We start from the raw sequence: 13,665 nt of genomic DNA, 5'->3' as shown, positions 1-13,665 counted from the left end.
GTTTGAGAATATTAAGAATATCAGGAGCATCACGATGTACGAGGACCGTATCCGCCACCCAGGCTTGCTCAGCAAAATCATGAGCGCCGATGAGGCAGCCAAATTGTTCCACAACGGCATGCGTGTCGGCATGAGCGGCTTTACCCGTGCCGGCGACGCCAAGGCCCTGCCGCGTGCGCTGGCCGAACGCGCCCTGCAAGACCCGTTGAGCTTGACCCTGATCACGGGCGCTTCGCTGGGCAATGGCAGCGACGGCCTGATGGCCGAAGCGGGCGTGCTGGCGCGCCGCATGCCGTTCCAAGTCGACCCTGTGCTGCGCGGCAAGATCAACAATGGTGAAGTCATGTTCATCGACCAGCATCTGTCGGAAACGGCCGAGCAGCTGCGCTCGGGCAACTTGGCGGCCGTCGATATCGCCGTCATCGAGGCCACCGCCATCACGGCGGCCGGCGCCATCATCCCGACCATGTCGGTGGGTAACTCCGCCGCGTTCGCCCAGCAGGCCACACAGGTCATCATTGAAATCAACCTGTCCACGCCGCTGGCGCTGGAAGGCTTGCACGACATTTATATTCCGCAAACCCTGCCGGGGCGCGAACCGATTCCCCTCACGCGCGTAGACCAGCGCCTGGGCAGCACGGCCATCGCCATCGACCCGGCCCGCATCGCCGCCATCGTCATCACGGACAGTCCCGACAGCCCGTCGAACGCCTTGCCGCCCGACGCGGAAACGCAAGCGATCGCCGGCCACGTGATCGCCTTCCTGCAAGGCGAAGTGGCGGCCGGGCGCATGGGCCCGGAATTGCTGCCCCTGCAGGCGGGCATCGGCACCATCGCCAACGCCGTGCTGCATGGCCTGATCGGCTCGCCTTTCCGCAATATGACGATGTATTCGGAAGTGCTGCAGGACAGCGCCATCGAGCTGCTCGACTCGGGCCAGCTGGCGTTTGCCTCGGCCTCGTCGATCACCCTGTCGGCCGCCGTGCATCAAAAGCTGATGGACAATATCGACCATTACCGGTCAAAAATCGTGCTGCGCCCGCAAGAGATCAGCAACCACCCGGAAATCGTGCGCCGCCTGGGCATCATCGCCCTGAACACGGCGCTCGAGTTCGATATCTACGGCAACGTCAATTCCACGCATGTATGCGGTACGCACATGATGAACGGCATCGGCGGCTCGGGCGACTTTGCGCGCAATGGGCAAGTGTCGATGTTCGTGTCGAAATCGGCGGCCAAGGGCGGGCGCATTTCCAGCGTCGTGCCGATGGTCTCGCATGTCGACCATACGGAGCATGACGTCGACGTGCTGGTGACGGAGTGGGGTTTTGCGGACTTGCGCGGACTGGCGCCGCGCGAACGGGCGCCACTGATCATCGAGCGCTGCACGCACCCAGACTACCGCGCGCAACTGCGTGCGTATTATGACGCGGCATGCCAGCGCGGCGGCCATACGCCGCACATTCTGGAGCAGGCGCTGTCGTGGCACACGCGCTACCAGGAAACGCAGAGCATGCTGGCAGCGTAGCAGCCGCTAACATCAGGATAGGGCAGGGCGGTGCGGCACCGCGCCTGCCTTTTTTATTGCTTAGTACATATGCAGCGCCTTGGCGCCCAGGCCCAGCAGGGCAAACGTGGTGGTGGCCTGTATGCCCATGAACCACAGGAAGTGGGTGTGCATGTGCTTGCGGATGTCGCCCAGTTCCGTGCGCAAGGCGTGGCAGTCGCCGCGCAAGTCGCCGCGAAACTGCGTCAGGTCGGCGCGCAGCAACTGCGATTCGCTGCGCAGCTCCGTGCGTACATTGTCGAGGCCGTCGCCAAGACGCTGTTCCAGGGTCTTGAACCATTGCCGGTCATGTTCCCGGTCCGTTTCCAGTTTTGTCAGGCGCGCTTCCATACGGACAGCATTGTGCGCGCCTTGCTGTTTGTCAAGCCGGTCCGTGGCATAGGCTTCGTTCATCTCGCCCTCCTTCGCACGAGCCGCGCTGCACCAGCGCAGGCGGCTTCACTCCACTGTCCGCCTTTTCTGTCGGGACGGTTTGCGCTGGATCAAACGTCAGGAAGCCGGTGCAAAGCGCAGACGGATGCCTGCCGTGACGACGGCCAGCAAGTCGTCGATATGCGCATTCATTTCCGGGTGCGGCGTCCACGGGTCGCCCGCATCCATGACGATGCGCAGCGACACGAGGCCGTGCAGCGATTGCCAGAAGACTTGCGTCATCGTGTGCAGCGCCGGCTCGTCCTGGCGCACCTGGCCCGCTTGCGCCAGTTCGGTAAACAGGTGCAGCGCGTAGGCGTACGGATCCTGCTCGATATTGCCGTGTTCGACCTCGACGGCGTCGATTTCCGCGTGCGGCCGCAATTCCATGAAGATCAGCGAATACTCGTCCGGATGCTGGAAGCCGTACTCGATGTAGGCGCGGCCGACCAGGGCGATGCGCTGCCACGGATCATCGCTGGTGGCGCACGCCGTGCGCATGGCGCGCACCAGTTCCAGCAAATCCTTGTCCATGGCCTGGGCGATCAGGGTGGCCTTGTCGCGGAACAGGGCGTACACGACGGTGGTGGAAAAACCGGCCGCCTCGGCTACCTTGCGGATGGAGACGGCGCGCGCGCCGCCCTTCTTGATGAGATCTTTGACGACGTCGATGATGTGCTCGCGCCGCGCCTGAGCCTCGCGTAACTTTCTTTCCTGAATGTTAGTTAACTTCTTGTCCACGACTCTTTCCTGGCGACTCTATGAAAGCAAGAATTATAGGGGGGCGACCGGGCGCCAATGTGTCAGCCGCTGTTACAAAGCAGTTTTTTGTCCGGTAGATGCAACAGCAGACCGATTTTTCGCGCTTTTGCCCGGCACTTTTCCATCGATGCCCCGGATTGGTGCATAAAACGCCGGGCCAGGCTTTGCGAACGGTGCCAAAGGGCGGAAAATAGCGGGATAGCTTACACTGCGTTTTTTAGCGCAACGGCGCCAGCCCACGAGGCAACGCCGGAACACTTACATTCGGACGGGATCATTACATGACCATTAAAATCAGCCAGAACTTCGACTCGGGCGCCATCGACGTGGTGAGCGCCACCAGTGCCGGTGCCATCGACCTGAACTTGCGCAAGGATAGCCACGCCGACATCCACCAGTGGTTCCACTTCCGCCTGCAGGGCGCGCGCGGCCAGGCATGCACGATGCGTTTCCTGAACGCGGGCCAGGCCACCTATCCGGCCGGCTATGAAGACTACCAGGCCGTGGCCAGCTACGACAGCGAAAACTGGTTCCGCGTGCCAACGTCGTTCGACGGCCAGGTCATGACGATTTCGCACACGCCGGAACTCGACAGCGTGTACTACGCGTATTTCGAGCCGTATTCGTGGGAACGCCATCTGCGCCTGCTGGGCGAAGTGGCCGAGCATCCGCTGGCGCGCGTGTCCGACCTGGGCAGCACGGTCGACGGCCGCGACATGAACATGGTGACCATCGGCAATCCGCAGGCGGAAAAGAAAATCTGGGTCATCGCGCGTCAGCATCCGGGCGAATCGATGGCCGAATGGTTCGTCGAAGGCTTGATCGACTCGCTGCTCGACGACGCCAACCCGATCGCGCGCAAGCTCTTGCAGCGCGCCGTGTTCCACATCGTGCCGAACATGAACCCGGACGGCTCCATCCGCGGCAACCTGCGCACGAATGCGGCAGGCGCCAACCTGAACCGTGAATGGATGACGCCATCGCTGGAGTCCAGCCCGGAAGTGCTGTGCGTGAAAAACAAGATCCATGAAACGGGTGTCGACATGTTCTTCGACATCCACGGCGACGAAGCGCTGCCGTACAACTTTGTGGCCGGCAATGAAATGCTGGAAAACTTCACGCCGGCGCAAGCGGCGCACCAGAAAGCCTTCATCGAGCGCTACAAACAGGCCAGCCCCGACTTCCAGGACAAGTTCGGCTATGCGGCCAGCAAGTACAAATCGGACATGCTGACCCTGGCGTCGAAATACATCGGCCACCACTTCGGCTGCCTGGCGCTGACCCTGGAAATGCCGTTCAAGGAAAACGCCGACTTGCCCGATTCGGCCGTCGGCTGGAACGGCGCGCGCAGCGCGGCTCTGGGCGCGGCCATGCTGCAGCCTATCCTGCTGTCGCTGGATTGAACGGCGTTGTTCATGGGTATCGAGATCGAGCGTAAATTCCTGCTTGCCGGCGACGCCTGGCGGGGCCTGGGCCAGCCGGTCCTGCTGCGCCAGGGCTATCTGTCGTCGGCGCGCGAGCGCGTGGTGCGCGTGCGCATCGAAGGCGGGCAGGCGATGCTGACCATCAAGGGCGCCAACGTGGGCGCGACGCGCGGCGAGTGGGAGTATCCGATTCCGCTGGCCGACGCGGCCGAACTGCTCGACGGCCTGTGCGAACAGCCGCTGATCGAAAAATACCGCCACCGCATCGAACACGCGGGCATGGTGTGGGAAATCGACGAGTTCCTGGGCGCCAATGCGGGCCTGGTGGTGGCCGAGATCGAACTGGCCTCGGAAGACCAGCCCTTCGAGAAGCCGGAATGGATCGGCGCGGAAGTGTCGGGCGACGCGCGCTACTACAACGCCAACCTGATCCGCCACCCGTTTTCACAGTGGTGACGAGGCGTCAAAAAGCTTGTTGAAATGAAAAAGGCGGAACCTCGGTTCCGCCTTTTTTGCATCAGGGGTGTTGTCGGATTACGCCGTACCGGCTAATCCGACCTACGGCCTATGCCAGCAGCGTAGGTCGGATTAGCGCGCAGCGCGTAATCCGACAACACCGTTACAGCATCAATGGAAGTGTTCCGTGCCTTGCGGGGTATCTTCCGGCATTTCCGCATGCGCCAGCTCGCCAACCGGGTCGGCAAACAGCGGCGCGCCACAGTCGTCGCAGTATTCACCGACAAAACGTTCCGCGTGGCGCTTGATCTGCGTCACGCCGGCAGCGTTCAGGTGCTCTATGATTTCATCGACGGGCGTCTTTTGCTTGTCCAGCGCGGCGATGCCGACCTGGATCAGGCCTTCGATCGGCGTGCCATCCTCGTCTTCCTGGCCGTACAAAGGCCAGACGATGCCGTAGATGACGTCCGGCGCCTGGCGCAGGGTGAAGGCGATGCGGTACTCGTCCACCTGGCCATCGGCCGCTTCCTCGCCGAAACCGGCGATGACGGCGCGCAGTTCCGACGGCTCGATGGCCAGCGTATGCGTCAGGTAGTGCACGGCGGCGCGCACGGAAACGGGACGTATCAGTTTGTCCGCTTCGCGGCAAGCCACGTAGTACGCTTCCGGCAGCAGCAATTCCAGGCCGCAGCCGGGCAGCAGGCGGGCGATCGTCGGCGTCGCCTGCGTGCGCCATTGTTCCAGGGCGGCGCTGCGCTCGGCGATGAAGTCGAGCTGGCTGGCCGGCGTCTGCCAGCGGAACAGCGGTGCGCCGGCAGGGGCCACCACAGCCACCAGCAGGTAGCGCGTGTCGGCCAGGAAGGGCGCCGTTTCCGCCTCTTTGCCGGACGGCTTGACGGCCGTGCCCTTCAGGGCGGCCAGTGCCAGCTTTTGCGTCTTGGCATAAGTCTCGACGTGGCTGCGCGGCAACTGATCGATCGAGTACAGGGTCGGCGCCATGGCCATCTTGGTGCCGTCGGCCAGCAGGTGGGCGGCGAAATGCGCCGACAGCACGCCGTGCGCGTCGCCGGCCATGGGGCCGGAGGCGATGGAAAAGCGCGTCCACGCGAGGATGGGCACGGCGACCAGCAGGGCGTCGTAGCGCACGTCGTCATGCACGACGACGGTCGATTCGCTGACGGCTTCAACGCAGTCCATCAGCACGTCGTAGGCGTTCAAGTCTTCCTTGAACAGGCTGCCCAGGGTGTTGTCGATGGTGTCCTGGTGGCCAGTTTTGAGTAATTTCTGGAGCTGCGTATCCAGGCTGTGTTCCCAGGACCGCTCTTCGAGACGGCTGGCTGCCTGTACGATCGCCTGGGCAAAGGTGACCAGGCGCTGGCTGTCGGCAGTCAGTTTATGGGATGAATCTTTGGAAGGACGACGCATAGCGGGATAAGAGTCTCGGAAAGTGAAAAAAATGGATCAGTCAAACAATGATAAACCCTTATAACCGTATTGTAGAGGATTCAGCCGCACGCAATACGTAAGCTGTCCTTAGATCATGCCAATAGTCTGAATTTCAAGGAAAAACGGGGTGCCGGGACGAAAAAAAGCGCCGGTCGGAACCGGCGCTTTTATCTTACCTCACAGCTGGGCTGATTACTCGGCCAGCAGTTGACGCAACACGAATGGCAGGATACCGCCATGCTTGTAGTAGTCGACTTCGATCGGCGTATCGATGCGCAGCAGGACTTTGACTTCCTGGCTGGAGCCGTCGGCGCGGTGGATCACCAGGGTAGCCAATTGCTGTGGCTTGATTTCGCCTTCGAGGCCTTTCAGGTCGAAGGTTTCCTTGCCGGTGATGCCCAGCGTTTGCACGCTGTCGTCGCCGATGAATTGCAGCGGCAGCACGCCCATGCCCACCAGGTTCGAGCGGTGAATACGCTCGAACGAACGGGTGATCACGGCTTTCACGCCCAGCAGCTGGGTGCCCTTGGCTGCCCAGTCGCGCGACGAGCCCGTGCCGTACTCTTCGCCGCCGAAGACCATGGTTGGCGTGCCTTCAGCAACATATTTCATCGCTGCGTCGTAGATCGACATTTCTTCGCCGGAAGGCTGGTGGATCGTGATGCCGCCTTCGACTGCCGAACCGTCTGCCTTGGCAGGGATCATGCGGTTCTTGATGCGCACGTTGGCGAACGTGCCGCGCATCATGATTTCATGGTTGCCGCGACGCGAGCCGTAGGAGTTGAAGTCCGCTTTCAGGACGCCGTTTTCCTTCAGCCACTTGCCTGCAGGACCGTTTTCCTGGATCGAGCCGGCTGGCGAGATGTGGTCGGTGGTGATGGAATCGCCGAACACGCCCAGTGCGCGCGCGCCTTCGATGCCGGTGGCCACTGCCGCTGGCGTCATCGAGAAGTTGTCGAAGAACGGTGGTTCCGCGATGTAGGTTGATTTCGGCCAGTTGTAGACTTGACCGGACACGGTGGTGACTTTTTCCCACAGCTTGCCTGGCGCGCCCTTGACGTCCGCGTAGTTGTCCTTGAACACTTTGGCGTTCATGGCGAACTTCATCATGGCCGAGACTTCAGCCGAGGTCGGCCAGATGTCGCCCAGGTAGATGTCCTTGCCGCCCTTGCCCTTGCCGACCGGTTCCGTCATCAGGTCGCGCGTCATGTTGCCGGCGATGGCGTAAGCGACGACCAGCGGTGGCGAAGCGAGGAAGTTCGAGCGGATGTTCGGGTGAATACGCGCTTCGAAGTTACGGTTGCCCGACAGCACGGCCGACGCGACGATGTCGTGCGTGGCGATGGCGGCGTTCAACTCGGGCGTCAGATCGCCCGCATTGCCGATACAGGTGGTGCAGCCGTAGGCGGTCACGCCGAAGCCCAGTTTTTCCAGGTATGGCAGCAGGCCGGCGGCCGTCAGGTACTCGGTCACGACGCGCGAGCCAGGGGCCAGCGAGGTCTTGATGTGCGGAGCGACTTTCAGGCCGGCTTCCACGGCTTTCTTGGCCAGCAGGCCGGCAGCCAGCATCACGCTCGGGTTCGAGGTGTTGGTGCACGAGGTGATCGCGGCGATCAGCACGTCGCCGTTCGACACTTTCACGCCGTTCGTCGTTTCGTACACGGCAGCCAGGTCGGCCGGGTTCTTGTTGAAGCCGTTTTCCGTCGTTGGCTTGGCGAACAGCTCGGCGAAGTTCGCCTTGACGTTGCCGATTTCGATACGGTCTTGCGGGCGTTTCGGGCCGGCCAGCGACGGAGCGACCGACGCCAGGTTCAGTTCCACCACGCGGGTGTAGTCGATGTCGCCCGCTTTTGGCACGCCGAACAGGTTTTGCGCCTTGAAGTAGCCTTCGAACGCGGCGATTTCAGCCTTGCTGCGGCCGGTGCCCTTGAAGTAATCGATGGTGGCTTCGTCGACCGGGAAGAAGCCCATGGTCGCGCCGTATTCCGGGGCCATGTTGGCGATCGTCGCGCGGTCGGTCAGGGTCAGCGATTCCGTGCCTTCGCCGAAGAATTCGACGAACTTGCCGACGACTTTCTCTTTGCGCAGCAATTCGGTGATGGTCAGTACCAGGTCGGTGGCGGTGCAGCCTTCGCGCAGCGCGCCCGACAGGTTCACGCCGATGACGTCAGGGGTCAGGAAGTAGACCGGCTGGCCCAGCATGCCGGCTTCCGCCTCGATGCCGCCCACGCCCCAGCCGACCACGCCGATGCCGTTGATCATGGTGGTGTGCGAGTCGGTGCCGACCAGGGTGTCAGGGTAGTACACGTCGCCGGCTTTCTTGCCTGCGTGGTGCACGCCGCGTGCCAGGTATTCCAGGTTGACCTGATGGACGATGCCGAAGCCTGGTGGCACGACGCCGAAGGTGTCGAAGGCTTGCATGCCCCATTTCATGAACTGGTAACGCTCGTTGTTACGCGAGAATTCCAGCTTCATGTTCAGGTCCAGCGCTTTCTTTTCGCGGTAGTGATCGATGGTCACCGAGTGATCGACCACCAGGTCGACCGGCACCAGCGGTTCGATTTTCTTCGCGTTGATGCCCATCTTGGCGGCCACGTTGCGCATCGCTGCCAGGTCGGCCAGCAGGGGCACGCCGGTGAAGTCTTGCAGCACGACGCGCGCCACTACGAACGGGATCTCGTCGGTGCGCTCGGCGGTCGGGCCCCAGCTCGCCAATTGCTTGACGTGTTCTTCGGTGACTTTTTTGCCGTCGCAGTTGCGCAATACCGATTCGAGCACGATACGAATCGACACTGGCAGGCGGGAGACATTGATGCCCAGGCTTTTTTCCAGCGCAGGCAGGGAGTACAGCTTGCCCTTCTTGCTATCCGAAATATTAAAGTCCTTGAGCGTGTTCAGAGTGTTGCGGGACATGACCTCTCCTTGTTGGGTATCGTCTATTTATTGATTATTCAAATTACAAAACATGACTGAGCCCCCGAAGAGGCCCTTGCTGCTCACATCAGCCGCCGGTCGCCGGCAGCACGCCCAGCGATGGCGCGGCCTCCACCACTGCCGCTGGCTTGGCTTGCTCCGCATCCTTGCATTCATTGGCCAGCTGGCGGCCCTGCTTGGAATCGAGCAGCATGCCTTTGGCCGGGATGCCGATCCAGACGAGACCATACAGACGGTTCTCGAAGCGGTTGGCGCCGGTGGTGGTGCCCACGCGGCTCAGGCGGTGCAGGCGCTTCTTCCAGCGCAGGGCGATGTGTTTGTCGTCAGTCGCATTGGTGTAGATGGTAATTTTATTACCAAGTTCACAATTGAAATCGGTGGAAGCGGAGCCGGCGGTATCCGGCTCATCGGATTCTTCCTTGTCGACCACCGACATGGCGAGCGGATGCGCTTCCTTGGCGGCAGCTTTGGCCTTGGTGGCCTTGGCTTTCGGCTTGGCCTTGACGGCCTTGGCTTTTGCCGGCTCCTTGGTATCCGTGGCGGCGAAGCTGGCCGGCGCCAGCGTGAGGGTCATGGCGCCCAGCGCGACGCTGCAGGCAATGGCTAATTTGGAGAGGGACATCGTGTAATTCCTGTCAGTTTTCAGTGGTGCTGGAAGAGGGGGTGTTGAGTAATGCAGCGGCCGCCTCGGGCAGGCCGAGGCCTGCCAGTTTGGCGCGTTGCAAAACGGTCCAATAATATCGGTAGCTGGCGCGGTCGTGCAAGCGGCCATTTTGCGCAATCGGTCCCCAGTTGGCGCGCAGCGCTTCATTGAGGATATTGCTGGCCTCGTTGACTTCGGACAGGCGCGGCGTGAAGGCCTTGATGATGGGCTTGATCTGGTCCGGGTGGATGCTCCACATGCGCGTGTAGCCGAACTCGGCTGTCGCGCGCTGGGCGTCATTCGCCACCACGGCCGAATCGCGCACGTCCGTCGTCACGTTATGCGACGGCACCTTGCCGTGCGCGTGGCAGGCGGCGGCCACTTCCAGCTTGGCGCGCACCACCAGCGGATGCGTGAACTGGCCCGGCGTGCGCATGGCGGCGGCGGGAATGGCACCGTAGTGGGCCGAAACGAAATCCATGATGCCGAAGGACAGGCATTCGACCTGGGGCAGGGCGGCGATCGCATAGGCGTCGCGCAGCGCGCCATGCGTCTCGATCAGGATATGCACGGGCAGGTTGTCGCGGCCGGCGCGGCGCGCGTGCAGGTTGATCAGGTCGATGGCCAGCATGGCATCCTGCACGCCGCCCACTTTGGGTACGGCGATATAGGCCAGGCGGGACGCGGCGGTGCAGATGATTTCCACGTCGCGCGCGAAAAACGGGCTGTCGACGTCGTGCACGCGCACGCCGATGCGGTTGAACTGGTTCTCGTCGCTGGCCAGCAGGCCGGCGATCATGTGGGCGTGGGATTCTTCATTGCCGGCGCTGGCGCCGTCTTCGCAGTCGAACGTGATGTCGAACAGGGGGCCAAGCTCTTGTTGCAAAGCAATCGATTTACGCATCAGCTTTTCAGAGCCGGCGTAGTGGTCGCAAGCGGCGAGCAACAGCGGCTGGCGTTTGCCTTGGAATAAAACCTCGGAAGGGTGCATGCTTAAGGCATTTCTGCAGGTAAAAACTACTTGAGAAAACAGCCGCGCCGCGAATCTCGCGGAGCGGCCTTCTTGGCGGGCGGCGCTCAGGCCGCGCCGCCAATACTGGATTTACGCCAGCAGGTGTTTCACGCCTTCGCGCTCTTCGGTCAGTTCTTTCAGGGTCAGGTTGATGCGCTCTTGCGAGAATGCATCGATTTCCAGACCTTGAACGATGGTGTACTCACCGTTGTCGGTGGTGACCGGGAAGCCGAATACGGTGCCTTCAGGAATGCCATACGAGCCATCCGAAGGAACGCCCATGGTGGTCCACTTGCCGGCGGTGCCCAGCATCCAGTCATGGATGTGGTCGATGGCGGCGTTCGCTGCCGACGCTGCCGACGACAGGCCGCGCGCTTCGATGATGGCCGCGCCGCGCTTGCCGACGGTTGGCAGGAAGGTGTTGGCGTTCCATTCCTGGTCGTTGATCAGGTCCTTGACAGCCTTGCCGTTCACGGTGGCGAAGCGGTAGTCGGCGTACATCGTTGGCGAGTGGTTGCCCCACACGGTCAGCTTTTCGATGTCTTTCACGGCGGTGCCGGTCTTGGCAGCGACTTGCGACAGCGCGCGGTTGTGGTCCAGGCGCAGCATGGCGGTGAAGTTTTTCGCTGGCAGCGATGGCGCCGATTTCATGGCGATGTAGGCGTTGGTGTTGGCAGGGTTGCCGACCACCAGTACTTTGACGTTGCGCGAAGCGACGGCGTCGAGCGCCTTGCCTTGCACCGTGAAGATCTGGGCGTTCGCTTCCAGCAGGTCCTTGCGTTCCATGCCTGGGCCGCGTGGACGCGCGCCAACCAGGACGGCCACGTCGACATCCTTGAAGGCGGTCAGCGGATCGGAGTGGGCGGTCATTTCCGTCAGCAGCGGGAACGCGCAGTCGTCGATTTCCATCATCACGCCCTTGAGCGCCTTCTGGGCTTTTTCGTCCGGGATTTCAAGCAGTTGCAAGATGACAGGCTGGTCTTTGCCGAGCATGTCGCCATTGGCGATGCGGAACAACAGGGCGTAGCCGATCTGGCCGGCGGCGCCGGTCACTGCAACACGCATTGGGGTTTTAGCCATGATGAATCTCCAAAAATGGGAAAGAAAACGGGCTTGAAGCTGGGCTTACGCTTATCCGGAAAAACTATAATGATACCAAAACCGGCCCGCGCCACCGAATTGCTGGTGTACGCTGCCGTCACGCTTGTGCTGCACGAGGCCAGAGTGGCTGGCCGACAACATAAAACGCTGGCTCACAAGTTTTATCGAGGGCAGTTTAGGCCTCCGATCTCTATCTGTCAATCATATCTTATGTCTTATATAAGACAGATAACTGCGTGTGTTTTACTGGACGCGGGCAGTGATTTGTGTTGAAATGTCGGACTATGAATTCCGCCTCGTCCAATCTGACCAACAATGCCACTGCTGCAAGCGGGGCGGTCAGTCCGACCGCGGGCACCCCGGCCACGCCTGTTGCCGCAGCGGCCAGCACCGCCGCCGCCCCTGTCGCCAGCGTCAATACCACTGCCACCACCGCCGTGCCAGCGCCTGCCGCGAATGCCTCGCCTACCTTCAGTCCCCTGTACCAGCAGATCAAGGCGCTCATCACGCAGAGCCTGCAATCGGGCGAATGGAAACCGGGCGAACTGATTCCCAGCGAAGTCGAGCTGGCGGGCCGTTTCAAGGTCAGCCAGGGCACGGTGCGCAAGGCCATTGATGAACTGGCTGCCGAGAATCTCGTCATGCGCCGCCAGGGCAAGGGCACCTTTGTTTCCACCCACCATGAGGCGCGCGCGCATTTCCGCTTCCTGCGCCTGGTGCCGGACGAAGGCGTGCCGCATTATCCCGAAAGCAAGTTTATTGAGGTCAAGCGCGTGCGCGCGCCGGCCGACGTGGCGCGCCTGATGGACCTGAAGTCCGGCGACGCCGTCATCTTCATCAAGCGCGTGCAGTATTTCGACGGCGTGCCGACCATCGTCGAGGAATTGTGGCTGCCCGGCTTGATCTTCAAGGGCCTGACGGCCGAGCGCCTGGTGGAATACAAGGGCCCCATGTACGGCCTGTTCGAGACGGAATTTGGCACGCGCATGATACGCGCGTCCGAACAGATCCGCGCCGTGTGCGCCGACGCGGGCGCCGCGCAATTGTTAAATATCGACCTCGGCACGCCCTTGCTCAGTTCCGAGCGCGTGTCGTTTACCTACGGCGACAAGCCGGTCGAACTGCGCCGGGGCTTGTACCTGACCAGTCGTCATCATTATCAGAATGAACTCAGCTGAAGCGGCGGGGCGCCCGCGGGCGTCCGAACAAGCAGCAAGGCTGAAGTGCATCGCTTGCAAGATGCCTGCCGCAAGGCGGGCAACGGAGACAACGGAAAGCGCAGCGACAGCATGGCCCGCCCCGGCGGGCCGTGTTTTGCCGGCGATTCTGTAATTAAATTACGTGAACTACGGAAAGTAGCGCGGTATTTTGTAGTAAAAAACCATTTTGGTTATATGTAACAATAGATATTGGTATGGGTTGCGAAAATCGGCGAAAATCGCGGCTTCAATATTTAGTTGAAATTCAAAGGGGAGGTTTTTGTTATGTCTGAAGCCGTAAGAGAAGTACCAAAAAAAGAACGGCCGCAATTCCGTAACATTCATGTTACCGAATTGTCGAACTACCGCATGGCTGTCGGCGCCATCGTCTCGATCCTGCATCGCATCAGCGGTTTCATCATTTTCGCCTTGCTGCCGTGCATCCTGTACATGCTGGAACTGAGCCTGCGTTCCGAAATGTCGTATGCCTACTTCCAGGGCATCGCCTCGCACTGGTTCGTCAAGCTGATCACCCTGGGTCTGGTCTGGGCCTTCCTGCACCACTTCTGCGCCGGCATCCGCCACCTGTTCATGGATGTGCACGTTGCCATCGAAAAAGATTCGGCACGCAAGACCGCGTCCTCCGTGCTGGTCGTGAGCCTGGTGCTGACGGCTTTGGTCGCTTTGAAACTGTTTGGAGTATTTTAAAC

The 13,665-nt window shown here is 61.3% G+C and carries 12 protein-coding genes; 5 read left to right on the top strand and 7 right to left on the bottom strand.

The annotated features are described in order from the left end of the window. Positions 1–34 precede the first annotated feature (34 nt). Positions 35–1,528, top strand: coding sequence for an acetyl-CoA hydrolase/transferase family protein (locus tag VPH40_RS08785; RefSeq protein ID WP_328573216.1), 1,494 nt, complete (start codon positions 35–37; stop codon positions 1,526–1,528). Positions 1,529–1,588: 60 nt separating this feature from the next. On the opposite strand, the gene VPH40_RS08780 is transcribed toward VPH40_RS08785, so the two are convergent. After that, complete coding sequence (locus VPH40_RS08780) at positions 1,589–1,960, bottom strand: hypothetical protein (RefSeq protein WP_328573215.1); 372 nt, start codon at positions 1,958–1,960, stop codon at positions 1,589–1,591. 96 nt (positions 1,961–2,056) lie between these two features. After that, positions 2,057–2,719, bottom strand: coding sequence for a TetR/AcrR family transcriptional regulator (locus VPH40_RS08775; RefSeq protein WP_289916558.1), 663 nt, complete (start codon positions 2,717–2,719; stop codon positions 2,057–2,059). Positions 2,720–3,021: 302 nt separating this feature from the next. Here VPH40_RS08775 and VPH40_RS08770 point away from each other — a divergent pair, with 302 nt between their 5' ends. Continuing rightward, on the top strand, positions 3,022–4,143 hold the full coding sequence (locus VPH40_RS08770) for a M14 family metallopeptidase (RefSeq protein WP_328573214.1): 1,122 nt from the start codon (positions 3,022–3,024) through the stop codon (positions 4,141–4,143). A gap of 12 nt (positions 4,144–4,155) precedes the next feature. Beyond that, positions 4,156–4,620, top strand: a complete 465-nt coding sequence (locus tag VPH40_RS08765; protein WP_328573213.1) for a CYTH domain-containing protein — start codon at positions 4,156–4,158, stop codon at positions 4,618–4,620. A gap of 171 nt (positions 4,621–4,791) precedes the next feature. Here VPH40_RS08765 and VPH40_RS08760 read toward each other — a convergent pair whose 3' ends face one another. The 5 genes from VPH40_RS08760 to VPH40_RS08740 form a co-directional block, all read right to left on the bottom strand. Beyond that, the gene (locus VPH40_RS08760; RefSeq protein ID WP_328573212.1) at positions 4,792–6,045 is read right to left on the bottom strand and encodes a DUF2863 family protein; all 1,254 of its coding nucleotides are present in this window, start codon (positions 6,043–6,045) and stop codon (positions 4,792–4,794) included. A 213-nt stretch (positions 6,046–6,258) separates the two neighbouring features. After that, entirely contained in the window at positions 6,259–8,979 is a 2,721-nt protein-coding gene (acnA, locus tag VPH40_RS08755) for an aconitate hydratase AcnA (protein WP_099667065.1), read from the bottom strand. An 88-nt stretch (positions 8,980–9,067) separates the two neighbouring features. After that, positions 9,068–9,622: a hypothetical protein gene (locus VPH40_RS08750; RefSeq protein ID WP_099667066.1), complete on the bottom strand. Its 555-nt coding sequence runs from the start codon at positions 9,620–9,622 to the stop codon at positions 9,068–9,070. Positions 9,623–9,635: 13 nt separating this feature from the next. Further along, entirely contained in the window at positions 9,636–10,634 is a 999-nt protein-coding gene (locus VPH40_RS08745) for an HpcH/HpaI aldolase/citrate lyase family protein (RefSeq protein WP_328573211.1), read from the bottom strand. A gap of 111 nt (positions 10,635–10,745) precedes the next feature. Next, positions 10,746–11,735: a malate dehydrogenase gene (locus tag VPH40_RS08740; RefSeq protein WP_034789110.1), complete on the bottom strand. Its 990-nt coding sequence runs from the start codon at positions 11,733–11,735 to the stop codon at positions 10,746–10,748. A gap of 305 nt (positions 11,736–12,040) precedes the next feature. Between VPH40_RS08740 and VPH40_RS08735 the strand changes: the two genes are divergently transcribed. Continuing rightward, positions 12,041–12,934: a GntR family transcriptional regulator gene (locus VPH40_RS08735; protein WP_077407381.1), complete on the top strand. Its 894-nt coding sequence runs from the start codon at positions 12,041–12,043 to the stop codon at positions 12,932–12,934. A gap of 306 nt (positions 12,935–13,240) precedes the next feature. Further along, the gene (gene sdhC / locus VPH40_RS08730) at positions 13,241–13,663 is read left to right on the top strand and encodes a succinate dehydrogenase, cytochrome b556 subunit (RefSeq protein WP_034752080.1); all 423 of its coding nucleotides are present in this window, start codon (positions 13,241–13,243) and stop codon (positions 13,661–13,663) included. Positions 13,664–13,665: the final 2 nt, after the last annotated feature.

The organism is Janthinobacterium sp. P210005 (assembly GCF_036231865.1).
Classification (GTDB): Bacteria; Pseudomonadota; Gammaproteobacteria; order Burkholderiales; family Burkholderiaceae_D; genus Janthinobacterium; species Janthinobacterium kumbetense.
Note: the sequence above shows the minus strand (reverse complement) of the source record. Positions and strands in the feature narration are given on the sequence as shown.

What these genes read in the sequence shown, in the direction of transcription:
- VPH40_RS08785 (WP_328573216.1), top strand. Translation starts at nt 35, where the DNA reads ATGTACGAGGACCGTATCCGCCACCCAGGCTTGCTCAGCAAAATCATG.
- VPH40_RS08765 (WP_328573213.1), top strand. Translation starts at nt 4,156, where the DNA reads ATGGGTATCGAGATCGAGCGTAAATTCCTGCTTGCCGGCGACGCCTGG.
- VPH40_RS08745 (WP_328573211.1), bottom strand. Translation starts at nt 10,634, where the DNA reads ATGCACCCTTCCGAGGTTTTATTCCAAGGCAAACGCCAGCCGCTGTTG.
- VPH40_RS08770 (WP_328573214.1), top strand. Translation starts at nt 3,022, where the DNA reads ATGACCATTAAAATCAGCCAGAACTTCGACTCGGGCGCCATCGACGTG.
- VPH40_RS08780 (WP_328573215.1), bottom strand. Translation starts at nt 1,960, where the DNA reads ATGAACGAAGCCTATGCCACGGACCGGCTTGACAAACAGCAAGGCGCG.
- VPH40_RS08760 (WP_328573212.1), bottom strand. Translation starts at nt 6,045, where the DNA reads ATGCGTCGTCCTTCCAAAGATTCATCCCATAAACTGACTGCCGACAGC.
- VPH40_RS08735 (WP_077407381.1), top strand. Translation starts at nt 12,041, where the DNA reads ATGAATTCCGCCTCGTCCAATCTGACCAACAATGCCACTGCTGCAAGC.
- sdhC (WP_034752080.1), top strand. Translation starts at nt 13,241, where the DNA reads ATGTCTGAAGCCGTAAGAGAAGTACCAAAAAAAGAACGGCCGCAATTC.
- acnA (WP_099667065.1), bottom strand. Translation starts at nt 8,979, where the DNA reads ATGTCCCGCAACACTCTGAACACGCTCAAGGACTTTAATATTTCGGAT.
- VPH40_RS08750 (WP_099667066.1), bottom strand. Translation starts at nt 9,622, where the DNA reads ATGTCCCTCTCCAAATTAGCCATTGCCTGCAGCGTCGCGCTGGGCGCC.
- VPH40_RS08740 (WP_034789110.1), bottom strand. Translation starts at nt 11,735, where the DNA reads ATGGCTAAAACCCCAATGCGTGTTGCAGTGACCGGCGCCGCCGGCCAG.